General features: G+C 44.5%; 15 protein-coding genes. 9 read left to right on the top strand and 6 right to left on the bottom strand.

Translation table 11 applies throughout. The features are described from left to right. From BGP76_RS18290 to BGP76_RS20190, 4 genes are all read right to left on the bottom strand, one after another. The gene (locus BGP76_RS18290) at positions 1 to 3354 is read right to left on the bottom strand and encodes a TonB-dependent receptor (RefSeq protein WP_221409907.1); all 3354 of its coding nucleotides are present in this window, start codon (positions 3352 to 3354) and stop codon (positions 1 to 3) included. 113 nt (positions 3355 to 3467) lie between these two features. Further along, positions 3468 to 4463, bottom strand: a complete 996-nt coding sequence (locus BGP76_RS18285) for a FecR family protein (protein WP_119845760.1) — start codon at positions 4461 to 4463, stop codon at positions 3468 to 3470. Between the two features lie 163 nt (positions 4464 to 4626). Beyond that, a complete protein-coding gene (locus BGP76_RS18280) occupies positions 4627 to 5256 on the bottom strand; it encodes an RNA polymerase sigma factor (protein ID WP_073122953.1) in 630 nt (209 codons plus the stop codon). Positions 5257 to 5341: 85 nt separating this feature from the next. Then, the gene (locus BGP76_RS20190; RefSeq protein WP_147407519.1) at positions 5342 to 5554 is read right to left on the bottom strand and encodes a hypothetical protein; all 213 of its coding nucleotides are present in this window, start codon (positions 5552 to 5554) and stop codon (positions 5342 to 5344) included. A gap of 261 nt (positions 5555 to 5815) precedes the next feature. Here BGP76_RS20190 and BGP76_RS18275 point away from each other — a divergent pair, with 261 nt between their 5' ends. Beyond that, the gene (locus BGP76_RS18275; protein WP_119845759.1) at positions 5816 to 7579 is read left to right on the top strand and encodes a hypothetical protein; all 1764 of its coding nucleotides are present in this window, start codon (positions 5816 to 5818) and stop codon (positions 7577 to 7579) included. Positions 7580 to 7705: 126 nt separating this feature from the next. Here BGP76_RS18275 and BGP76_RS18270 read toward each other — a convergent pair whose 3' ends face one another. Both BGP76_RS18270 and BGP76_RS18265 read right to left on the bottom strand, forming a co-directional pair. Further along, positions 7706 to 9097 (bottom strand): CsgG/HfaB family protein, encoded by a 1392-nt coding sequence (locus tag BGP76_RS18270; protein ID WP_119845758.1) that lies wholly within the window; start codon positions 9095 to 9097, stop codon positions 7706 to 7708. Positions 9098 to 9195: 98 nt separating this feature from the next. After that, complete coding sequence (locus BGP76_RS18265) at positions 9196 to 10239, bottom strand: LacI family DNA-binding transcriptional regulator (protein WP_119845757.1); 1044 nt, start codon at positions 10237 to 10239, stop codon at positions 9196 to 9198. Positions 10240 to 10424: 185 nt separating this feature from the next. Here BGP76_RS18265 and BGP76_RS18260 point away from each other — a divergent pair, with 185 nt between their 5' ends. The 8 genes from BGP76_RS18260 (at position 10425) to BGP76_RS18225 (ending at position 24277) form a co-directional block, all read left to right on the top strand. Then, positions 10425 to 11846, top strand: a complete 1422-nt coding sequence (locus BGP76_RS18260; protein ID WP_119845756.1) for a tagaturonate reductase — start codon at positions 10425 to 10427, stop codon at positions 11844 to 11846. Further along, positions 11843 to 13480 (top strand): UxaA family hydrolase, encoded by a 1638-nt coding sequence (locus BGP76_RS18255; RefSeq protein WP_119845755.1) that lies wholly within the window; start codon positions 11843 to 11845, stop codon positions 13478 to 13480. The genes BGP76_RS18260 and BGP76_RS18255 overlap by 4 nt, the downstream gene beginning before the upstream one ends. A gap of 135 nt (positions 13481 to 13615) precedes the next feature. Beyond that, positions 13616 to 14272 carry a DUF4230 domain-containing protein gene (locus BGP76_RS18250; protein ID WP_119845754.1) on the top strand — a complete coding sequence of 219 codons (657 nt, stop codon included), beginning with the start codon at positions 13616 to 13618 and terminating at the stop codon, positions 14270 to 14272. Between the two features lie 128 nt (positions 14273 to 14400). Then, positions 14401 to 16812 (top strand): TonB-dependent receptor, encoded by a 2412-nt coding sequence (locus tag BGP76_RS18245; protein ID WP_119845753.1) that lies wholly within the window; start codon positions 14401 to 14403, stop codon positions 16810 to 16812. 20 nt (positions 16813 to 16832) lie between these two features. Continuing rightward, positions 16833 to 18197: a hypothetical protein gene (locus BGP76_RS18240; protein WP_119845752.1), complete on the top strand. Its 1365-nt coding sequence runs from the start codon at positions 16833 to 16835 to the stop codon at positions 18195 to 18197. A gap of 43 nt (positions 18198 to 18240) precedes the next feature. Beyond that, entirely contained in the window at positions 18241 to 19446 is a 1206-nt protein-coding gene (locus BGP76_RS18235) for a PepSY domain-containing protein (RefSeq protein WP_119845751.1), read from the top strand. 175 nt (positions 19447 to 19621) lie between these two features. Continuing rightward, a complete protein-coding gene (polA, locus tag BGP76_RS18230) occupies positions 19622 to 22450 on the top strand; it encodes a DNA polymerase I (RefSeq protein ID WP_119845750.1) in 2829 nt (942 codons plus the stop codon). Between the two features lie 327 nt (positions 22451 to 22777). Beyond that, complete coding sequence (locus BGP76_RS18225; protein WP_119845749.1) at positions 22778 to 24277, top strand: T9SS type A sorting domain-containing protein; 1500 nt, start codon at positions 22778 to 22780, stop codon at positions 24275 to 24277. The last annotated feature ends 75 nt before the right edge of the window (positions 24278 to 24352 follow it).

The following is a 24352-nucleotide window of genomic DNA, read 5'->3' as shown; positions in this document are numbered from 1 at the left end:
TTAAAATGTAACATTCAAACCAAGTGTCCACTTTCTCAAACGCGGATATCCACCCCAGTAGCGACCATCCATTCCGACTTCTGGGTCATAGCCCTTGAACTTGGTGAAGGTGTAAAGATTGGATGCATTCATGTACAATCTCGCCTTGATCTGCTTCGGTAGATTCATGGTATAGCCGAGGTTCACATTCTGTATTCTTACAAAAGACCCATCCTCGATCCACCAGTCTGACACCTTGGTATTTCTACCATCCATCAACTTAGGGAAATCGTTAGTCGGATTGTCTGGTGTCCATCTCAGCGGCTGATTGCTCGGCTGGTTAAACGCCTGTGTGTTGTAGACATCATTGCCGAATACTCCGTTGAAAAAGATACTTGCATCGAAGTTTTTGTAGGACATATTTAGATTCAAACTGGCCATAAAATCAGGATTTGGATTTCCTATCAACACACGATCGTTTGTATCTATCACTCCGTCATCGTTGATATCGACATATTTGAACTCTCCTGGCTGGGCTAGGTCTCCTTCAAGTCCTGCCTGTAGCCCCTCTTCCAAGGTCTGAACTATACCGTCCGTTTTGTATCCGTAGAATACATTGGTCGGCTGACCGAGTGCGAGTATGTTTGGCGAAGCACGGAATGCCTCGATGGAATTACCCCAGACTCTGTATTGCATCCCTGAATTAGGGTCAGTGATCACTCCTGTCTCTTCTGCTCTACCTAGATCCGTCACTTCGTTTCGATTTCTATAGTAGATCAAAGTCGCTCCAAATTGGAAATCTGTCGTCTCGATGATTTTTGCATCCAAAGTCAGCTCTACCCCTTTATTGGTAATCGATCCGTCATTGATGGTCATCAGATCATAACCTGAGGATACGGGCAGATACCTGCTCTGTAAGAGATCATCTGTGTACTTTTCGTAGTAATCGAACGTCGCATGGAGCCTATTGTTGAACATCCCAAAGTCCACTCCAAAATCGACTTGCGCAGTAGTCTCCCATCTCAAATCGGGGCTGGGCATACCTCCCCACAACACTTCGATACCATCCTGACCTGTAGTGCCTACCTGTCTACCTGGCCCGATCGCTGTGATCCATTGACCATCGTTGTAGTAGTTGCTCACGCCAAATCTACTGAGGGTCTCATAAGGACTAACTCCTTGGTTACCCGAAATACCATAACTGGCTCTGAATTTCAACTCATCGAATAGGTTGAGTCCTCTGATGAAACTCTCCTCATGGGCTTTCCAACTGATCGCTCCCGATGGAAAAAATGCCCATTTGTTGTTTGCACCGAACTTAGATGACCCATCTGCTCTTGACGTGAACGTGAAGAGATACTTGTTGTTGAAAGTATAGTTGGCTCTAAAAATACCAGAGGCCAACTCCCACTCATTGTAGCCATTGGTAACCGTATTTCTCTCAGGGTTACCTGCTTCGAGGCTCTCATTTTTCAAGATTTCATTCACAAAATCGAATGCACCTAGGTTCGAAGTTCGTACCACACTTTTTTGATACGAGTGACCTAGTGTCACGCCAAACTCATGTCTACCCAGTGCCTTGTTGTAGTTCAAGAAAGACTCTGAGACGAGGTTGTTTTCCGACCAGTTGTTGATATGTGCTGCGCCGTTGTTGAACTGTCCCGATTGGGTATAGACTTTTGGGAAATACTGATCATCCACTGAATTACCATACTTATAGTTGAACCTCGACGTGAATGTCAGCGTAGGAATGATCTTCCACTGCATATCCACAAATGAGATCACGTCCAAGCTTTTTGATTTGTTTAGCTGATTGTCTGTGATCGCCACGGGATGACCGAAATCATTGTTGCCTGACAAGAAATAGCTCCCATCCTCATTGTAGACTGGGAATAATGGATTTCTCCAGTAGGCCAAACCTCCGTTATTGTTTCGCTCGCCTCTCGTCAAAATGTTAGAAAAGGTGACTTTCAGGTTATCAAATACCTTGTGACTGATATTGAGATTATAATTGTATTTGGTATAATCATTTTCGATATACATCCCCTTGTCGGTGAAGTAGTTTCCGCTCAGATTGAAATTGGTTTTCTCGTTAGAGCTGGAGATCGTCAGCGTAGTGTTATTAGACACTGGTGCGTCTCTAAACGTAATGTCATCCCATCGTGTATTGTGCGGCCAAGAACCATCAGAGAGTTCCTCCACAGATGGGTAGTAGACACCATTCACAGTCTGCCCAATATATAACGGTGGAAAACCACCATTGATACGCGACTCATTGTTGAGCTGAGTCATCAGTACTGGGTCTCTCCATAGGTTGAGATCAGAGGTAAACTCCGATACAGTCACCTGCTGTCTGAGGCTAATGTGTGTTTCGCCATCCGCAGCCTTGCGTGTCGTCACAATGATCACCCCATTGGCTCCTCTGGAACCGTAGATCGCAGATGCAGATGCATCCTTGAGTACCTCTACAGATTCGATATCCGCGGGGTTAATCTGTGTCAAATTTCCAGCTCCGCCAATCGGAAAACCATCTACTACTACGAGCGGATCATTCGAACCACTCAGTGTACTGTTTCCTCTGATTCGTACCGTAGAACTCGCACCTGGCTCCTGTGAGTTGCTGATAATCTGAAGACCCGCTGCACGTCCTTGGAGTACTCCCTCTACAGAGCTAGACGGTATATCTTTGACCTCCTTCAACTTCACCTGAGTGACAGATCCTGTCAAATCAGCTTTCTTAACCGAACCGTACCCTACTACTACGATCTCATCGAGACTGGTAAAGTCTGGTTCCAATAGCACGCTAATAGTAGACCTGCCTGATACTTGCACTTCTTGACTCACATATCCGACAAAAGAAACCACTAGCGTAGCACTCTCCGACACATTGATCGTGAACTTACCATCCAGATCGGTGACTGTACCGACTGTAGTGCCCTTTGCCAAAACAGTAGCACCAGGTAGTGGCTCTCCTGTTTCGTCAGAGACTGTTCCCGTGACTGTGATGTCTACATTGATAGACTCGGTCACTTTGGGTAGGCGCTCCTCAGAACTTACGTTTTTGATGGTAATGATCTCATTGATTCGACGCAATGAAACTCTAGACTGAACAGAAATCTCCTTGAGCAAGGCGCTCATATTCCATTCGCCCTTAGATAGACTCACTGTTTTGTTTCTCAACTCTTTTTTAGAGTACGCAAAAGTAAATTCGCTAGCGCTTTCGACTTCTGTCAAAAGCCCCAATAAACTATTCCCTTCATAGTTTACTTCGACCGTTATCTCACTGAGAGCATAACGCTGAGCTGACGACTCATTGGCAAGTGCCATCGTCAGCGAGCAACACAATATGGTCGCGTATACTGCAACTTTTGTCATGCTAATAATAATTTTTAGTAGCCTTTCATGCATAAAATAATAATTTAGTAGTTAATTAATAATACCAGAGAGCCGAGATTCTTTCCCCAAAGTGCACTTGGCTCTCTCCTTTTTTAGTAAATGGTCACTTTCTTTCCATCTATCTCATAGTCAAATTCATAAGCAAATGATAAACTCTCCATCACCTTGGTGAGTGACGGGTTTTTAAAGTTGGCGGTGAATTGTTTTTGCGCACCATGCAATTGCGCCACATCGAATTCTACACCGTACCATCTAGACAGGGTTGTGAGGATCACATCAAAATTGGCGTCTTCCAAAACCAAATTTTGATCTGTCCATCCAAACACTGACAGTTCATTATCATCTATTATTTTCTTATTGAGCGACTGATCATCAGCGCTATACAATGCCATTTCTGCTGGCTTTAGTATCACTTGGTTTTGGTTCACACGGCTGCTCACCGCTACTTTCCCTGTCTTCACCGCTACAGCGATGTTGTCTTCTTCGGGATAGGATCGGACGTTAAACGAAGTGCCCAGTACCTGTACCATCACGTCGTTGGAGCTGATCCGAAACGGTTTCTTCTCATCTCGCGCCACATCAAAGAATGCTTCTCCTGTCAGGCTAACCTCTCTCGTTTTACTAGCAAAGGTTTTCGGGTAGGTCAACTTGCTACCCGCATTGAGCTTGACCACACTACCATCAGGTAGTTCAAAGGTTAGCTTTTGGCCATAAGCCGCTTCCTTTTCGATGTACACGATCTCCTGCTGCACAATCATAGCGTCATCTTGACGGATGCCTGTCCGTGTCAACCAGATAAAAACAAGCCCTGCCGCTAACACCAACACCGCAGCTATGCGCACACTATAACTCATCCATCTACGCACCGTGGTACGGTGCTGGACTGGCTCTGCAACAGCGGTCTGACGAACTTGCTGCATGACCCTATCCTTGGCAGAAGAAACATCCGCAGCAGACAAGTGCCACTCACTGACTATGTTTTCGAACACTTTTCGGTTAAGCGCATCTTTCTCCAACCAACGCTTTAGCTCTTGTGCCTCTGCGTTGGTCAATTCATTCTTTAAATACTTTGATATGAGTTGCTCCATTTGTGTTTTTATCCTTACATATACAAAGAGCCAAATACACTATACTGCACGTAGACTCCTCGAATTATTTACAATATTTTTAACTATTTGACCCAAAAAAGAAAATCCATCTAACAAAACAACTGTTTCGATAGACGGATTTTCAATATCGATTTTCTTGTGGTTACCTATAAAAGCATAACCATAGACTGATAAGTAGCCCCGCTATAGACCCTAGGTGGGTAAAAAAGTGGTATATATTATCTGTGTCTTTGAAGTGTTCGCGCAGTTGAACTTTCAGCTTCTTGAGTACCTGATGGACATGCGTCTCGGCGGTTCTTTTGGTGATACCTAGCTCATCAGCGATCTCTTGGTAGGACTTGCCCTCCGTCCTAGCCATATCGTAGACCAATCGGCTATGTGGCGATAGCGTATCCAATATTCTCTCAATGATTTTGCCGAGTTCCTTGCCGAGTAGCAGACTCTCTGGATCGATACTATCAGAGATCTGCAAGGTCTCATCATAGGTGCTGTAGCTAAAACGCTGCGGATCTTTGGACACTTGTCGAATGGCCAGATGCTTAACCGAAACGTGTAGATACGAATTGAGCTCACGGATGCTGTCATAGTCGGGTTTGTTCTTCCATATATTGGTAAAAACTTCAGAAACGACATCTTCTGCCAATTGCTTGTTCTTAGTGATCGAAAAAGCATACCGAAACAAGCGTTCAAAATGAACGTCGTACACTTCTTCAAACCATTTGGTAAAATGATGCTCGCTATTCAATTCCCGGATATTGCTGTTCTTTTTCAATTTACAAAATTTTAGACTTATTCATCTTGATCCATCGGCAGCTCCCTGCCCTAGTGCTACAGGTTGATTTCGTTCAATTCTAATGTTAGGTCGTACAACTCCTGATGACTCCAACGATATTGGACGTGCGCATCAGTAGACAACCATACGCACTAATAGCGCGCTGTGAATGATCGTCCGACATGATAAAAATGATGTTAGGTCGCTGTGGTTGCTTAGCAGCCTGCTTTGGCTGACGACAGCCCATCACGGCACTGTCCCACACTGCTAAAGCAGCTATAAATAGTCTTTTGTTCATAATATCTCATTTAAATCCCTACCATGCCTAGACAGAGAAGTTTTCTCCTTTCACTAGAAAAGAAACTCGTTTATATCGTGAATTATAGAAACGACAATCAAAGGAAGATTCGGTTGATTATCGACTGCCCGTGGGGAAGTTGGGCATTGTTAGATTTTTGAACAGTGACATCCAAAGAAAGTGATTTTTAATGTATAAAACAAAACTGACAAATTCGTCATTACTGGCGGTCTTATGTATTTTAGCTGCAAAACATACGTCATGAAACAAACCATCCTTCTACTTCTAGCTACCTGTACATTCGCAACTACTTGGGCTCAGGAGCCTGTATGGATGGATCCCATCAGTAGAGCCTCTCAGTGGCAAGAATCCATCTATTTGACCGCTTTTGCGACAGAAGAAATTCCCAAAAATGGAAGCCAATCGGATGCACAAGAAAAACTGTATCAGATGATCAAATCACAGCTATCTGATGGCATACTCGTCTCTATCAACACCAAGACTGAGCTCAATATATCTATAGAAAATACTGCCACAAACGAGCGTCTCCAGCAGCGATCTACCTCCGTGTCTGATATGGATTTAGTCGGACTCAAACTCGACAATTACTACGACAAACGTAAAAAATCTCTCTACGCATTTGGCTATGTATCGATAGACGAACTAACTCAATACAACAAAGGGATCATCTCTAAAAACAGTCTACAAATCCAACAAAACAATCAACAATATACCTCCACAAGCCAGAAACCTGAAAAAATCCGTTTGCTAATCAACAACAAACAACTCCTCGAAAGCATACAAAAATCTATCAATGTCCTCAATGCGCTATCCAAACCACACGGCGCAGAGATCCACCAACTCAAAATCACCGCATCTGATAACAGCCAAAAACTAGATCAGTTGTTTGGCTCTGGAACTGTGACCGCCACGGATATCGTAACACGCCTCCATGGTGAGCTGCTCCTACATCTCCCTACGGGCAGTTTGCCTCTGGTGAGGGCTTCCAAGTTCTCATATAGTAGTTCTACCATCACCAGTCCATACAGTGACGCGCTAAATCACCAGCTCAAAAATGCCCTGTCAGAAGACAAACGAATCACTTTTTCTCCTGAGGGGAAAGGACAATTGGTTGGTCGCTTTTTTCAAAATTCGACCCAAACGGTATTTTCGGCCACTATCACGGCTCCCAATCAAGACATCATCTCCACGACTACATTTGCTGTAGCGACCGACCTGATCGACACGCAAGGGCTGGCATTCCTGCCTACTCATTTTGAGGTGATTCCTAATCTATCCAACATACAGTTGTCAGCACCTAAGCGCTTGGCTATCAAACCAGCTGAATATGTAAGTCACCCTTTAACTGTGTCTTGTTCGCTGGATGGAAAATTAATACCCAACGTGCCTATCGATATCATTTTGGAAAAAAGTGGTAAACAGAAAATCTACCAGATCACAACTTCTTCAATGGGTCAAGCCCATTTCAATCTGGACAATTCGATGGTCGTTCCAGGTGAAACCTACTTGGCAAAAATCGCTCTGAACCTAGGACAATACCTGTCGCTTTCTCCTCAAAACAGTTTTCTAAAAGAAGTACAATCCAATCAAAAGACACCTGAGACCAGTACAGAGCTTGTAATCAAAAGTCCTACAGTGTATGTTCAAAGCAGTGAAGTCGGCATTAGTAGCCCACTCCGCATCAAGGTAATCGAACCCGCCATCAAAAGTGGATTGTCGGATTTACACTACTCCTTTGTCAACGACGATGCGTCATCAGACTATGACCTCATCATAGAAGCCATCGCGCGCAAAGGTCAAACTGGCGAGATTGCCACCCTCGCCTATATCGATGCTACGGTATCTCTGATAGATAAATTGACAGGAAAAGAAATCTATAAAAACTCCTTTTTTGACATCAAGGGCATAGGTGCTACCCATGATGATGCACAGGCCAAAGCATTTCAACGAGCAAAGACTCAAATCGTCGATGACATCACCTACAACCTAGAATACAAGCGTTAATTTGGATCCCTTAGGAACCCACACCTGTCTTACCAAGGGGACTTTAACTCCATTGATACCTCTAAAGTTCATTCTTGATTCTAGGTTCTTGATTCTAGGTTCTTGATTCTAGGTTCTTGATTCTAATTACTGCGAAACTTCTGTAGCATATTTAGCGACTCTATCAATCATGATAGACGCCACTTTACTCGCGGCAGTATTGGTCAGCCCTGCTTCGCTCACGTATTCGACCTCTTTTTGGTTCACTCTAGGAATCGCTCGCTTGTCCCCAGATTCATAGGCGTACCAAGTACCAGACCATTTGGAAGTATAAGAGACCTCATCTACTGCGATAATGCGCCCCGTTGTGACATCTACAATCTTGAAAGTCGCCGAAACCGTAGAGCGTGCAATCTTATTCTCTTCGCTCATCTTGACGGTCACCTCTTCTTTGATATCTCGCGTTTTCTCTTTGCCATCTTCAGTATATGTTTCTTCACCGACTTTCACCTTTTTAGAGTAGCTACGAGATACTCCATCCAACCTTTCCTTCTCAAAAGTAGCCTGGGTCACTTTGCCGATCATGATCGAATTAACCCCAACCAGTTCTCCGAGATCGGCAGTCGTACCTTCGGCCATCAGACCTGAGATACTTAATTTATGCTCTTCCAATATTCGGTTCAAAGCATCTCTATCCAGCACTTCGAAAAACTCATACACATCTCCGCGACTCGAAAAGTAAGACAATATATCATAGGTAATACTCCCCGCTACGTTATTGCCACTATTGGCGATATTCTCGAAATCAGACAACCCCAGTCGTGTCGTTCCTAGCTTTCTAGTCGTCGCATAGCGATCCTTTGCATCTCTATAGTTGTCCACATACTCATAGGCATAGCGAAAGCTCTTTGCGGCTTCTTTGTTAGAAACTAGATCTTGCCCTTGCGATTGTTCTCGCCCCTTAGCATAATGCATCGCCGCAGCAGCCTCGATCGCTTCGTCCAGTGCCTCTTCAGCAGCCTTGAGGTCGGCACTCACATCTTTGAGATCCAAATCCAAATCGGAATCCTTCTTTTTCGCTGCTTCAAACTTCTCAGGATTGGTGGTTTTGAGCACCATGTTATACTTTTTGATGACAGTATAAAAATTCACAATCTCCGCACGCTGATTAACCGTTTCGTCATCGACGAACACTGCACTTGACTTTTTCAACTCATCGATCGTCAAGAGATTGCTGTTGGTGACCCACTCATAGTTGATCCGAAGCAACTCTTGTAGATCAGAGATTGAGCCTTTTCTATTCGCTATTTTGAGTCCTGTCGCAGCATTGATCAACCCTAGGCTTGGCGTAAAACGCTCCGGGACGTCCGCATCTTCGAATGCACTTTTTCCAGAGTCAAAGTTTCTTTTGGCTTCTCGCTCGTAGTAGTTTTCGCCCTCATCTCCTTTTACATCGAAAGAGTAGAGCTTAAATGTTTTTTGCGCATAGGAGGACAATGACAAAAAATGGATCAGTAGGAGGGCAACAAAAGTTCTCATGTATTGCGGTTTGGCAAGGTTAAAGTTCAACTATCACCGCTAAAATATCCATTTTACTTGATATTCTATCCAATCTCCAGAAGGTGATTTTGTAACAACTACCGCTCAGTGTATTCGATATTTTGTTTAGTAATGAGTTCCAACGGCATGTACTGCTCCATGGGCACACTGGTTTTCAGCATTAGGTGTTTATAGAGACTTTGTACTGCCAGATACCCTTGCATTTTCGGTTTTTGGTGGATCACGAAATCTATCGTACCATCCTCCATCAGTTTGATATTCGGATCAACCAAATCATAGCCCACCATCCTCAACTGCAACTGCTCTCTATAATCAGCCAGCGCAGCTGCTACTAAATAAGAACGAGAGTTTGGGACGAAAACATGAACAGGCCGCCGCTCTTCTACTAACTGCCTCCTCAACATCTCCACTGTCACTTGGTCACGCGCTAGATTCACCTCTCTGATGGAGTCCTTTGCTCTCCCTACCGATTCGTAATATGCCCTGAGCCCTGCCACCCGCTCTTGGATCGCTTGATTTTTCAGGTCATTGGCAGTAGCCGTCACGACACAACAAACATAGTCTTTGATATAGCCTCGATCCAGCAAACTACCTGCCAGCATTCCGCTCTGATATGCATCCTGTCCCACAAAAGAAAGTTGCCCCACCTCTGGGATATTAGAATCCACAAACACAAATGGCACCCCGCTATCCTGCAATTGGTGTAGCGCTTCGTCACCTGCTTTGAGAAAAATAGGCGTAAGGATCAACCCGTCAGGTTCACTCTCTAGAACCGTTTGGAGCACTGTAGTCACATCGGTACTCGCTTCTCGTTGTACGCTGTATTCTTTGACCTCAAACCCCAACGCTGCATGTTCGGCGATTCCTTCGTGTATGCCTTCACTCTGCTTTTTCCAGTAATAATTATCCTCTGGCAATAACACCGCTATGGTAAAAGCCCGGTTGAGCCGTAAACTCCTCGCGTAGACATTCGAAGAATAGTTGCCTTCCTCCGCAATCTGTAGTACCCGCTGACGTGTGGCCTCTGCCACCCTACCTCGGTTGTGAAACACCCGATCCACCGTACCGATTGACACACCCGCTTTCTTGGCGATTTCTTTAATGGTAATCTTTTTTGCCATCTGACTAAATCAAAAAATTATTCTTCAATATTGATTGCAATATACTACATTTGCGCAATGAGTTAACGTACACGCTATAGAACCTTGATGAGAAAAGGTTTTTTTAAATACAATCTGCGTTAACGTCCACTCAAAGAATTAAGACCGTATTGACATTCGATATATCAACTTTAGAAGACAAAAAAATGAAAGCACTAAACAGAACAACAGCAGAGACTCCAGCACTCCCTATCAAAGTGCTCCAATTCGGCGAAGGAAACTTCCTCCGTGCGTTTTCAGACTGGATGATCGACCTCATGAATGAGCAGCATGGGTACAACCATGGGGTAGCAGTCGTACAGCCCATCGCTCAGGGAATGACAGATATGCTCCGCAAACAAGACAGTCTCTATCACCACATCTACCGTGGACTTCAAGACGGCAAAGCCATCAGCGAAACGCGATTGATCAATTGCATCCAGCAATCCATCGATCCATTCACGATGCCTGATGCATATCACGCACTTGCCACACTAGACGAGCTGGAAATCGTGATTTCTAATACGACCGAGGCTGGTATCGTTTTTCAAGCAGACGACCAACCAACTAACGGACAACTCGCAGCTACTTTCCCCGGCAAAGTCACACAACTCTTGCAGCAAAGGTTTGAGCACTTCAGTGGACAAGCCGACAAAGGGTTAAAATTCATCCCAGTAGAGCTTATCGACAAGAATGGCGAGAAGCTCAAAGAGGCCATTCTGAATTATGCCGCTAGCTGGAAATTATCAAACGAATTTGTACAATGGGTAGAGCAAAACTGTCACTTTGCAAACACTCTCGTGGATCGTATCGTCCCTGGCTATCCTAGAGATGAAGTCAAAACCATCCAAGAAGCAGTAGGCTATGAAGACAACCTCATTGTATCATCCGAGATATTCCATCTATGGGTGATCGAAGGCAATGAAACCATCCAAAAAGCATTCCCTGCGGACAAATGTGGTCTCAATGTCATCTATACCAAAGACCTGTCTCCATACAGAACGAGAAAAGTCAGAATCCTAAACGGCGCGCATACCTCCATGGTGCCTGTTGGTCTACTCAATGGATTAGAAACCGTCAAGGAGAGTGTAGAAAGCGATACAGTAGGAGAATTCGTAAGACAAATCATCTTCGAAGAAATCGCACCAACCATCGACCTACCAAAGACAGAGCTAGAAGCATATGCCGAGGAAGTTTTAGAGCGATTCAAAAACCCATACATCCGTCATGAGCTCAAATCTATCGCCCTTAATTCCATCTCAAAGTTCAAAGTAAGAGTACTGCCCTCGCTGCTCGATAGTTTAGCGACTCAGGGCACTTTGCCGAGTGGTTTGGTCGTGGCATTTACGCATTTGATTCATCTATATACCCGTGATTTTGAGATTCAAGACAATGAAGAAGTCAAAAATTTCTTCGGAGAATTGAAAGGAAAATCAGCACAAGACATCATTACAGCAGTCTTATCCAATACAGGTTTTTGGGATCAAGACCTCACTAAAACCGAAGGGTTGGCAGCACGTATGACTGAGCACCTAGACCAACTCCAATCCGGCGCAACTATCTCTTCATTTCTATCCAAAAAAGCATGAAAAAGGCAATCACGATTAACGAAACGGACAACCTCGGCGTAGCACTCACAGATCTATCCGCAGGAGAAACTGCCGAAATCAACGGGAAATCAGTAGCTGTTCAGCAAGACATCCAGGCCAAACATAAATTTGCGCTAGAAGACCTAGCAGTAGGGGACGAAATGTACATGTACGGCTTGGTCGTCGGGACAGCCAAAACACCCATTGCATCGGGACAAGCCATCACTGTCGAGAACACAGCACACAAGGCAACCGAGTTTTCGGATCAAAAAGAAGGGGAGTTTCACTGGACGGCTCCAGACGTCAGCCGATTCGAAGGGCGCACCTTTGACGGCTATCACCGTACAGATGGTCAGGTAGGTACTGCTAACAATTGGCTAGTATTTCCCCTAGTTTTCTGTGAAAACAGAAATATCCTGACTCTCAAAAAAGCATTCGAAACAGCCCTAGGATACGAAGAGGCCAACCCGTATAACGAACTAGCTAGCGATCTCGTTCGCCGACTGGAAACAGGTGAATCACTGGATGATGCGACCCTCGGACAGTCATCACAACAGTCAAATAAAAGACTATTTGAGAACGTAGAAATTAAGTTCATCACACACCAAGCAGGCTGTGGCGGGACACGTGAAGACAGCGATACACTATGTCGTCTACTCGCTGGATACCTCCGCAACCCGAACGTAGCAGGCGCTACTGTCCTCAGTTTAGGATGTCAAAATGCACAAGTCAGCATCCTGCAAGACGCCATCGCCAACAGTGTCGGAGAACTCACCAAACCGCTATTGATCTTTGATCAGCAAGAGACGGGATCCGAATATGATCTCGTTCAAAGTGCACTTAAAGACACCTTCAAAGCACTGATAGAGGCCAACAAAATAGAGCGTAAGCCTGCTCCTCTTTCTAAGTTGACCATAGGGCTAGAATGCGGTGGATCAGATGGCTTCTCTGGTATCTCTGCCAACCCTACGCTGGGACATGTCTCTGATATGATCACCGCATTGGGGGGCAAAGCGATTTTATCAGAATTCCCAGAATTATGTGGGGTAGAGCAAGAGCTAATCAACCGTACTGAAAACCCAGCGCATGCTAAAAAATTCATCCAACTAATGCGCGCCTATGCCAAGGCAGCAGAAGATGTAGGTTCGGGCTTTGACATGAACCCGTCACCAGGCAACATCAAAGATGGGCTAATCACTGATGCGATGAAATCCGCAGGAGCAGCAAAAAAAGGTGGTACTTCACCCGTCATGGATATACTTGACTATACAGAGTATGCCGAACAGTCTGGACTCAGTCTTCTCTGCACTCCTGGCAATGACGTAGAATCTACCACGGGTCTAGTCGGGTCAGGTGCCAATGTGGTGCTATTCACCACAGGACTGGGTACACCTACAGGTAACCCTATTGCTCCGATATTAAAAGTATCTTCTAATACCAAACTCGCTGAACGTATGGCCGACATCATTGATTTCAATGCTGGCGAAGTGATCGAGGGGAAAAAGTCCATCGCCGAAATGGGTGAAGAAATGCTAGAGTACATCATCAACATTGCCAGTGGTACAGTCGCCTCCAAAGCAGTACTGATGCGTCACGAGGATTTCATCCCTTGGAAAAGAGGTGTATCTCTATAGTTTGACAAAAATTTCAATCAACAATCATTCCTTGAGAAGGTCTTATTTAAACAGGACTTCTGTTTAAATAAGACCTTCTTTGCGCTATCCTCCCCTCATTGGTGTTCTTTTCGAGAAAATGTCTAATTTGACACCATGATTCGACTGTTGAAAAGTATACTAACCGTATTGCCATGGCTTCTACTACTAGGGATTATCTCTTGGATGCTGGTCGAGGAAAAATTCTTTACGGACCATACGGATGACACGCTAGAGATTCATCAATCCAGTATTCTCACGAGAACCGAACAGATCGGCAAACTGGAACTGGTCAAATACAACTTTCAAGAAGTCACTGAGATCAAAAAAGTTGCAGACTACATCGATCTCAAACTATTCAAGTACAAACCTGTACCAGACTCCAAAGCGGTGCTCATCAGCAGCGGTACAGCCGTAGGCTGTATCAACCTAGTCCAGCTGACCAAAGATCACATTCACCAGCAGAACGATACTTTGTACATTCGTCTGCCCGAGCCAGAACTCTGCTATTTCAAAATTGATCTAGATCAATCACGTATCTATGATCTCCAGATTGACTACATGAACAAAGAAGAAAAGGCCAAGTTTATGGAGCAGCTATACCAAGAGGCAGAATCTAGCATCCATCAATCCGCCATGGAGATGGGCATTCTTGACCAAACTCGTAACAATGCCCAAGACATTCTCGTCCCCCTCTTCGAAGGATTAACGGGTAAAAAAGTGGTTGTAACTTTTGAGTTAAACCATGTGCAGTTAGAGCGAAGTTCTCGCTAGGAAAAAGCCCCTTCGATGCGCTTTTACGATCATTTAACACGATAAAATTCACTACTAGTAGTGATTGTATTCATCACTATTCAAACTTAAGTTTGCGGCTCGTTATTTTTAACAAGTCTAAATAAGCTTTGAAACTCACGTCTCACCTTCTCCTTATCAGCAGCTTCCTATTGCTGACACATGCTACACTGGCACAGCATGCAAGTGTACAAGGAAAGGTTCTAGACGAAAACAATTCCCCGATCCCAGGGGTGAGTATCCGACTCGGAAATAGTGGCAAGGGTGCTGCTACAGATATAGATGGGAATTTCCTAATCGAAGGTCTAAAACCAGGAACCCATGCTTTTCACATCAGTGGGCTAGGATACAAAAAGCAAATCATCCAACAACACATCTCCGACAATCAAAAGGTCAAACTAAATATCCTAATGAAAGAGGATGCTACCGAGATGGACGAAGTTGTCATTCATGGAAAGTCAGAATCGACAATTATCGAAGAAAAGGGTTTTGCTGTCAACGTGATCGAAACAAAAGAAGCGAGCCTACGAAACATTCAAACCAACGAATTGTTAAACACAACTGTGGGTGTTAAAATCCGCCAAAATGGTGGTTTAGGCTCTGATGTCAGCTATAGTCTCAACGGATTGTCAGGAAGCGCTGTGCGCGTATTTATCGATGGCATTCCTATCTCTACGTATGGCAATTCATTCAACCTCAATAGTATTCCCCCTTCAATGATTAAGAATATTGAGGTCTATAAAGGCGTAGTTCCTGGACACCTGGCTGACGATGCTTTGGGTGGTGCGATCAATATAGTTCTGCACAAAGAAACCAAAACCAATTTCAACGCTTCGGTTTCTTACGGATCGTTCAACACCTTTCAGGCCAGTGTCAATGGCTTGTACCGTTACAAGGAATCTGGACTGACCGTCAAAGCATCTGCTTTTTATAATTACTCTGACAATGATTATAAGGTTTCAGGGCGCAGTGTGGCCGTTACGGGTCTAGGAGGCGTGCCTACATATATTACTGCCAGGAGGTTCAACGATGCTTATAGATCGACAGGAGGAATGGCACAAATAGGCTATACCAATGTAAAATGGGCTGACCAAGCTTTCATTGGCTTTACAGGGTCTAGTGATTACAAAGAGATTCAACATGGCGCTTTTATGACCATCACGCCCTATAAGGGTCGATTTATGGAATCAGATGCCATGTTGGCAAGCCTCTCCTACCAAAAGAAAGATCTCTTTGTAAAAGGACTGGATGTAAACATACATGGACTGTATGGCAAACGAAATCGTATGGTAAACGACACAGTGGCTTGGGCATATAGCTGGAATGGAGAAAGAGCTATAGACTTTGAAGGCAATGAACGCAAGTATACTTGGGGGTCTCAACAAGAAGGCGGCCCTACTCTGGCAAAAATAAAGAGAAACGTAGCATCCATTAGAACAGGATTGTCCTATGCCATCAACGCCCATCATAAAATTTTGTTCAACCATGTGTATAGCGGTATTGACAGGGAAGATAGTGATGCTTTACGATCAGTTTTGGAAAATACATTCAAGGGAACAAGGGATTTGCATAAAAACATAATTTCTGCGACCTATGAATTCAATGCCTTTAATGACAAGCTAAAAACCAATGTGTTTGGAAAATACTACGAACAAAAAACGATAAATATAGACCCTGAGATTAATGAAGATACCAAGGAAATAGAAGATGAGATTACAAGTGCCCACACAAAAGACCAAGGCTATGGGTTTACGCTTTCCTATGCTATCCTTCCAAATATAATTCTGTTGACTTCTGCAGAAAAAGCGGTCAGGTTACCCAATGAAAGTGAAGTGTTTGGTAACGATGGTGACAATGTAGTCGCCAACCCCAGTATCAGACCCGAGCTAAGCAACAACTATAACCTAGGGTTTAGGTTTGGAACATTTACAATCAAAAAGCATGATTTTACTGTCTCAACCAATTTCTTTACACGAAAGCTTAAAGACAGAATTGGCTTGCCTATTGAAACATCTTCGAATATCAACGATGAAACCATCCTCTACGAAAACCAGGGCAATGGGACATCCAAAGGAGTAGAGGCACAATTGGAGTACAAATACAACAACAATTTTGGACTCAATTTCAATGTTTCTCACTTCGAATTGAAAGTAATCAACAGAGGTGTAGAAATAGACGTACCCAATACGCCCTTCTTTACCATGAATGGCAGCTTGCGCTACTCTTTCAAGGATTTGATTCAGAAAAACGCAAGGTTAAATCTATTCTACACCGTGTACTTCACTGATGAATTTTCATACTTGGTGCCTCAAGGGGCAAATACGGTTGGAGATGAGTTTTTTGATATCCCCGTGCAATTGGCGCAAGATTTCGGGATGAGTTATGTCTTCCCAAGCAACCAACTTGTGGCAAGTTTTGACATCAAAAACATATTTGACAAACCCGTATACGACAACCTGTCTGTGCAAAAACCAGGTAGAGCCTTTTATCTAAAAATAAATTACAGAATCAATAAATTTTAACTCTATTAATACATCTACATATGAAACGAAGCTTTTTGAATTATAAAACGTTGAGCTCCATTGCACTGCTAACAGTTGGGCTAACGACAGCTTGTACTACAGACGACAATGGCGTAGATCCAGGGCCAGAACCAGAACCAACTGAATATAGATGGATCACTGTAGCAGCAGCAAGAATGGGAGACAATCCTGGTGACGGTAACGGAGGAACATTGATTTACTCCCTATCCAGTGAAGAAGCCAAGGACCCTACGGTATCTATAGCTCCTTTTGACAATGGATTTATTGTACCATCTAACAGGACAGCCAGATTACAGTCTTCTGAAGATGGCAGCACCATATTCAACATCAGCTATGCTGGTGATACGGGTGGGCAATATTCGAAATACACTGTGGGAGGTGGACAAACTTTCACTCCAGATGGCTCTGGTATCAATATAGCCCCTTACGTAGGCACAGCACCAAGATGGATTAAATTGTTTGATGGGGATCAAACAGGGGCTGCTGTATATGTAAATACAGAAAGTGTTGTTGATGACAATGACACACCAGAAGATGTAAAAGACGATATTTACCATACTGAAGCGACCATGGGTGTGGTGACTATCAATTTGCAGAATTCTTGGATCACGGGTTTCAAGGAAAGCTCAATTCCTTTGAGTGAAGAAGAAGAAGCTAATGGCTACTATATTTCAAGAATAGACATGCCTACCTTGAACACCGCGGGTGACAAACTATATATTGGCGCACGCTTGAGCAAAGTAGACCCTGCCACAGGAGAGTCCGATAGCGATTTCGAAATATTGGGATCAAAAACTATTGTACTAGACTATCCTTCTTTGTTGAACCCAACGGTCATTTCATCTGGGGTAGGATACGGCAACACGAATGGTTACCGTAGCATCAATTCTTTCGAATACAACGGAGATGTGTACCAGGCGAACCAAGGAGACCCAAATGGTTCTCACATCTTGAAAATTGGTGCAAACAACCAATACGACGATTCCTATGTGTTTAGTTTGGACGATGCTTTAGGTGTAGAAGAGGCTTATGTCTTAGCTTGGAGGCCTGCTGCCAATGGAAAAGCCGTAGTGGCATACCGAGATGCTAGTTCTGCTGAAGGTGTGGCTGGAGCACAAGGGTTCTTTGCTTTGGTAGACTTAGAGGCAAAAACAGCTGAAAAAATTGAAGACATCCCTTACGAAGCAGACTTTTACTTGTTCCAGTACCAAGGCTTTGTAGTAGACGGAACGGAGATTTACCTCACTCAAGCTCCTGTAGGGAAAAACGGAAACATATACGTCGTAGAGACTGAAACGGGTGATGTAACCAAAGGTGCAGAACTAGTCAACGTCGACGGTAGTCACTACATCGGTGTATTTTAAGAAGTAAAACAAGTATCAAAAAGACCACAAACAACATCAGATCATGACGAAAGGCCAAAACACCCCTTGGAAGAAGACGAGAAAGTTTTTCAACGACATTCATTTGTGGTTGGGTATAGGTGCTGGTCTGGTTCTGTTCGTGGTATGTCTCACGGGTACGATCTACACCTTTTATCATGAGATCGAGGAGACTATCAACGCTGACATTTACCAAGTAGAGGTTCCACAAGGAGCCTCTACTTTACTTTTAAAAGACTTGGTGTCTAGCGTCGAAAAAACCGTAGAGGACGGAAAAGCCTCGTCGATCAGCATCCCTGCTGATCCAGAAAAAGCCTACGCCATCTCTGTACGCAAGGAAGGGGAACGCCGCGGCACCAACTACCTAATCAACCCCTACACAGGAACAGTACAAGGTACTAGCAAAACTGCTTCGAGCGAATTTTTCATGGTTATATTTAGACTGCATCGCTGGTTGATGCTAGACACTGAGATTGGTCGTCCGATTGTCGGCTGGTCTACCGTCATCTTTGCTCTGCTCACGCTCACAGGTCTGATCATCTGGATACCCCAAAAAGTAAAGGCATGGAAGCAAGGCTTGAAAATCAAATGGTCAGCCAGCTGGAAGCGGGTCAATCACGACCTCCACAATGCCCTTGGTTTTTACTCCGCTTTTATCCTGCTGATCATGTCACTGACAGGACTCTACTGGTCATTTGACTGGTACCGAGATGGGCTCTATGCTACCTTCGGTGTAGAACGACCTACGCGTGGACCTAGAGGTGGTGGTGAGAAGAAAAAAGAAAAGCAACCTGTACAAGTCACCACTTTAACCTTAGAAGACTACCTACAAGTAGCCCACGCCGAGCTAAACTACCAAGGCGACACGAGAATCAACCTACCTACTGACAACAAGCCCACTGTCTCCATCGCCAAGTCCAAAGTAGGGTTCTTTGCCGTATCGGGCAGAGATGAATTGACCCTTGACAAAATGACCGCAGCGGTGAAGAAAAAGGAACTGTTCTCCGACGAACCGCTCAATCACCAGATCATGCATTCGATCCGGTCGATACATACAGGTGAGATATTCGGCACCTTCTCTAAGATCATTTATTTCATCTCTTGTTTGATCGCAACCTCACTCCCCGTGACGGGCACGATCATTTGGATCAACAAACTCAAAAAGAAACGAGCCAGAGGAAAGAAAAAGACCAAAGTAGCTCAAAAAACACCTGAAACCGTGTTGGCCTAGTATAACATTACTTGCTTCTTCGCTACTAAAATATTCTCAGGCACCACTAGTAATCCCAAGATCAACATTCATAATTAATACTTCTTAAAATAACGGACATCAAGGGCTCCTATTAAACACAACTTTTTTCCAGTATCCGCCGACTTGCATTGGCTAGGTTGCTTACTTTTACCTCATGAGTAAACCTGAGAAGAAATTATTCCTGCTGGATGCCTATGCACTGATCTATCGTGCCCATTTTGCGTTTAGCAAAAACCCGCGTATCAACTCAAAGGGAGTCAATACCAGTGCAGTTTTTGGCTTCATGAACTCTCTGTTGGAGATTTTGAAAAAGGAAAAACCTACTCACATTGGCGTTGCATTTGACACGAGTGCGCCGACCTTTCGCCACATTCAGTTTCCCGAATACAAGGCGCATCGCGAAGAGACGCCAGAGGATATCCGTACGGCCACTCCACTGATCAAGGACATACTCAAAGCCATGAATATTCCGATCCTGCTGATGGACGGATTTGAGGCGGATGATGTCATTGGTACGATTGCCAAAGCAGCTGCGCGCCAGGATTTCGAAGTGTTCATGATGACCCCTGACAAGGACTATGCGCAACTGGTAGAGGAGCATATCTATCTCTACAAGCCCGCCTATATGGGCAATGCCGTAGATGTACTCGGCATCCCCGAAGTACTCGCTAAGTTCGAGATAGATAACGTAGATCAGGTACGCGATGTGCTCGGACTAGAAGGAGACGCAGCAGACAACATTCCAGGCATCCCTGGGGTCGGAAAGAAAACCGCCATCAAATTCATCAAGCAATACGGTTCGGTAGAGGGCTTACTCGAAAATACGGCGGACCTCAAAGGCAAGATGAAAGAAAAAGTCGATGAGTTCGGTGCGCAAGGGGTATTGTCCAAGGAGCTTGCCACCATCAAAATCGACGTACCAGTAGCCTTTGACGAAGAAGACCTCAAACACTGCGAACCCAACGAGGAGGCCGTCAAAAAGATATTTGAAGAACTGGAGTTTCGTACAATGCTCAAGCGGCTCTTCGGGGACGATGGACAATCGACCCCTACACCTGCCACCACACCCAAAAAGAAAGCAGCTGCTGCTCCGACGGCACAGTTGGGGCTATTTGGTGCGGTGGACAGTAGTAATACAACCGACCCAGTAGCGGAGAGCTTGCCCGTCGAAAAGCAAGATATCACCACAGTAGCGCATGACTATCACCTCATCGATACGCCAGCCCTCAGAAAGTCACTCACGAAATACCTGTTGATGCAGGAGGAGTTTTGTTTTGACACAGAGACGACCAGTATCAATCCTGAAGAAGCCGAACTCGTGGGGATTGCTTTTGCCTATCAGGCCCATGAGGCATATTACGTGCCGTTCCCAGCGGATCAAAAAGAAGCACAAGCCATCGTAGAGGAGCTGCGCGAAGCACTAGAGTCTGAATCCATCGTCAAGATCGGACAAAACCTCAAGTACGACATTCAGGTGATGAAGAACTACGGCGTGGAGGTCAAGGGAAAATTGTTTGACACCCTACTTGCTCACTATCTCATCGACCCAGACTCTCGACACAAGATGGACGTGCTGGCGGAGAACTATCTAAATTATACCTGTATTCCGATCGAGGCACTGATCGGCAAAGGCAAGTCACAGCTCAACATGCGCGACATTCCTGTCGAGCAAGTCGTAGACTATGCGGCAGAGGATGCTGATATCACACTGCAACTCAGACAAATACTCGGAGCAGACATAGAAGCGCAAAATTTGGGCAAACTGCTGCATGAGGTCGAAGAACCGCTCAGTATTGTGCTTGCCGACATGGAATATGCAGGTGTCAAGATCGATACTGAAGTACTCGGCGTGATGTCCAAGGATCTCAACGAACTCAGCATCAATGCGCAAGACAAGATTTTTGAGTTGGCGGGGCAGGAGTTCAACATTAACTCTCCCAAGCAGATGGGCGAAGTATTGTTTGAGAAAATGAAATTGGTCGAGAAACCCAAAAAGACCAAGACAGGACAGTATGCGACAGGAGAAGAAATTCTGTCCAAACTCGCCAGCGAACATGAGATCGCCGAGCGCATTTTGGAGTTTAGAGAATACCAAAAACTCAAATCCACCTACGTGGATGCATTGCCACTGCTGATCAGCAAAAAGGATGGCTTGATCCATACAGACTACCGCCAAGCAGTCGCAGCGACGGGTCGCCTCAGCTCCAACAACCCCAACCTGCAGAACATCCCCATCCGAACCACCAAGGGCAAAGAAATCCGCAAGGCATTTGTACCGAGGAGCAAGGACTACAAAATATTCGCAGCGGATTACTCACAGATTGAGTTGCGTATCATTGCGGCATTCGCCAAAGACGAAAGCATGATCGATGCGTTCAAAAACGGTCGAGACATTCATGCGACGACTGCCTCCAAGGTATTCAAAGTACCAATGGAGGAGATGACACCCGACGTACGCCGCAAGGCCAAGGAGATCAACTTCGGCCTGATCTACGGCATCTCTGCGTTTGGGCTATCCCAAAACATAGGCATCAGCCGTACAGAAGCTGCGGAGATCATCGATGCGTACTTCACGGAGTTTCCAGGGATCAAGCGTTACATGGACGATACCGTCAATCAGGCCAAGGAACACGAGTACGTCGAGACGATCATGGGGCGTAGACGCTACCTAAGAGACATCAACTCTCGCAATGCTACAGTGCGCGGCTATGCCGAGCGAAACGCCATCAATGCCCCGATACAAGGGAGTGCGGCAGACATCATCAAGGTCGCAATGATCAACATCCACGATTGGATGAAAAAAGAAAAACTCAAGTCCAAGATGACCATGCAGGTACATGATGAATTGGTCTTCGATGCGCACGTCGACGAGCTCGATCTGCTCAAAACCAAAGTGGAGGAGTTCATGAAAAACGCCATCCAACTGGACGTCCCGATGGAGATCGGGATGGGTGTGGGTGACAACTGGCTAGAAGCGCATTAAGTGCCCACCCTAAAACAGTGCAGAGAATTCTTAAAATATTTATAATAACATTAATTTTACGTGTTTAAGAAAATAGTTGTGCCCTATAAACCTCACTTCACCCTCGCCATTGGTAATTATACTTAATTGATACGCTTTCGGACATATAGTTAGCTATAAGAGAATCACCTAACCCCTGAAACATTGTCTGAATTCACCTTGAAAAGCAACTCATTCGTCTAAATATTATCCATATTTTACTTTTTTTGAATCTACTTTGCACTCCCAACCCGTAAGTAGAACTCGAGCGTCGAGCATCCTTCTTAAAACAATAAACATTTAGCAATCATGAAAAAATTACTTATTGCAATATTATTACTGATTACAGGAGTACATCTAGGGTTTGGACAATGTCCAAGTGCAAATGCATACATATCAGGTACAACTAATATAACATCAGACTGTACGGTGAATGGTAATCTCTCAGTTGGGGGTAGCGGCACCTTGAATGTAAGTGCTGGAGTAACGCTTACCATTACAGGTACTTTGACTATCAGCGGAGGAACGGTCAATGCAACAGGAGGTACTATCAATGCAGACCAAATCACCGAACAATGGGCTGAAAGTACGTTATTCGGAGGTACTTATAATGTGTTTGGAGTATTTAATACAGCAGGTAATGTTAACATTGAAGGAATTACGGCAAATGTTGGCGGAAATGTAACTTTAAGTGGTGAGGGGTCCAATCATCAGTACATAAATAGTGAGTTTAATATTCAAGGAAACTTAGCCTTTGGAGGACAGGATCATTACTTAGATGGTAGTACTTTCAATGTAGGGTTAGGTTATGCAGACGCTACTTCACAGGCGATGACGTTGAGTGGTAGTGCAGATCTCAACATGATCAATAATGCAGTGATGAATGTAAATGGAAACGTTAATGCTGGAAATAGTGCTGAAATAAATATAAACAACTCAACACTACACATTTATGGTAATTTGGATAATGCAGGAGATGGAGATGTTTATGTAACAAATGGAGGAGTGTTTAGAGTGGATGGCGATTATGATAATTCAGGTACTGGAAGCACAACAGTCGACGATGGGAATCTAACAGTTGGTGGTGATTATAACAACACTGGAGGTGGTAATACTAGTTCTACTAACAACGGGGAAATTCAAGTAGACGGAGAGTACAACAATACTGACGGCAGCTCAAACACAGATAGTGGAGGCACCATCAATGCAGGGTCATGTACTGGAGGATGTCCCCCTCAAGTATCTGAGAGTCCTGCCCTCCCCGTAGAGCTCATCTCTTTCAATCTTGCTGCAGACGAAAGCAATATATCCATCACATGGCAGACCGCTTCTGAAATCAACAACGACTATTTCAATCTATATAGATCTGACGATGGACTCTCGTTCGAGATCATCACGACGGTAGACGGACACGGCACGACCAACGAAGTTCAAAACTACAGCTACACTGATTACCCAGCTGTAGCTGGCACTTACTACTACAAGCTGCAGCAAGTAGACTATGATGGCGTCAATGAATTCTTTGATACCAAGAGAATAGAAATAGGTAAGTCAACGACTGAGCTAACTGTCTATCCTGTTCCGTTGGCGGCTAATCAGGACTTCTATGTGCAGTATTCTGAGACCAACGAAACGGTAGATGCTCGTATCTATGACCTATCTGGCAATCTCCAATACCAACTCAGTACCGAGAGAGAAAGCAACAAAATCAGATTTGCTAGTTCAGAACTAGGACTAAGCCCTGGTATCTATGTCGTTCAGATTCAGCTTGGACAAAACATCACAACCCAAAAAATTCGGTTGTACTAAATACAATCCAGTAACAAAAAAAGGCGCAGTTAGTAATCATTAACTGCGCCTTTTTTTGTATTTGAACACCAACTA

The organism is Reichenbachiella sp. MSK19-1, from assembly GCF_003590315.1.
Lineage (GTDB): Bacteria > Bacteroidota > Bacteroidia > Cytophagales > Cyclobacteriaceae > Reichenbachiella > Reichenbachiella agariperforans.
Note: the sequence above shows the minus strand (reverse complement) of the source record. Positions and strands in the feature narration are given on the sequence as shown.

Coding starts and splice junctions, on each gene's coding strand:
- BGP76_RS18290 (WP_221409907.1), bottom strand. CDS start 3,354: ATGACAAAAGTTGCAGTATACGCGACCATATTGTGTTGCTCGCTGACG.
- BGP76_RS18285 (WP_119845760.1), bottom strand. CDS start 4,463: ATGGAGCAACTCATATCAAAGTATTTAAAGAATGAATTGACCAACGCA.
- BGP76_RS20190 (WP_147407519.1), bottom strand. CDS start 5,554: ATGAACAAAAGACTATTTATAGCTGCTTTAGCAGTGTGGGACAGTGCC.
- BGP76_RS18275 (WP_119845759.1), top strand. CDS start 5,816: ATGAAACAAACCATCCTTCTACTTCTAGCTACCTGTACATTCGCAACT.
- BGP76_RS18270 (WP_119845758.1), bottom strand. CDS start 9,097: ATGAGAACTTTTGTTGCCCTCCTACTGATCCATTTTTTGTCATTGTCC.
- BGP76_RS18265 (WP_119845757.1), bottom strand. CDS start 10,239: ATGGCAAAAAAGATTACCATTAAAGAAATCGCCAAGAAAGCGGGTGTG.
- BGP76_RS18260 (WP_119845756.1), top strand. CDS start 10,425: ATGAAAGCACTAAACAGAACAACAGCAGAGACTCCAGCACTCCCTATC.
- BGP76_RS18255 (WP_119845755.1), top strand. CDS start 11,843: ATGAAAAAGGCAATCACGATTAACGAAACGGACAACCTCGGCGTAGCA.
- BGP76_RS18250 (WP_119845754.1), top strand. CDS start 13,616: ATGATTCGACTGTTGAAAAGTATACTAACCGTATTGCCATGGCTTCTA.
- BGP76_RS18240 (WP_119845752.1), top strand. CDS start 16,833: ATGAAACGAAGCTTTTTGAATTATAAAACGTTGAGCTCCATTGCACTG.
- BGP76_RS18235 (WP_119845751.1), top strand. CDS start 18,241: ATGACGAAAGGCCAAAACACCCCTTGGAAGAAGACGAGAAAGTTTTTC.
- polA (WP_119845750.1), top strand. CDS start 19,622: ATGAGTAAACCTGAGAAGAAATTATTCCTGCTGGATGCCTATGCACTG.
- BGP76_RS18225 (WP_119845749.1), top strand. CDS start 22,778: ATGAAAAAATTACTTATTGCAATATTATTACTGATTACAGGAGTACAT.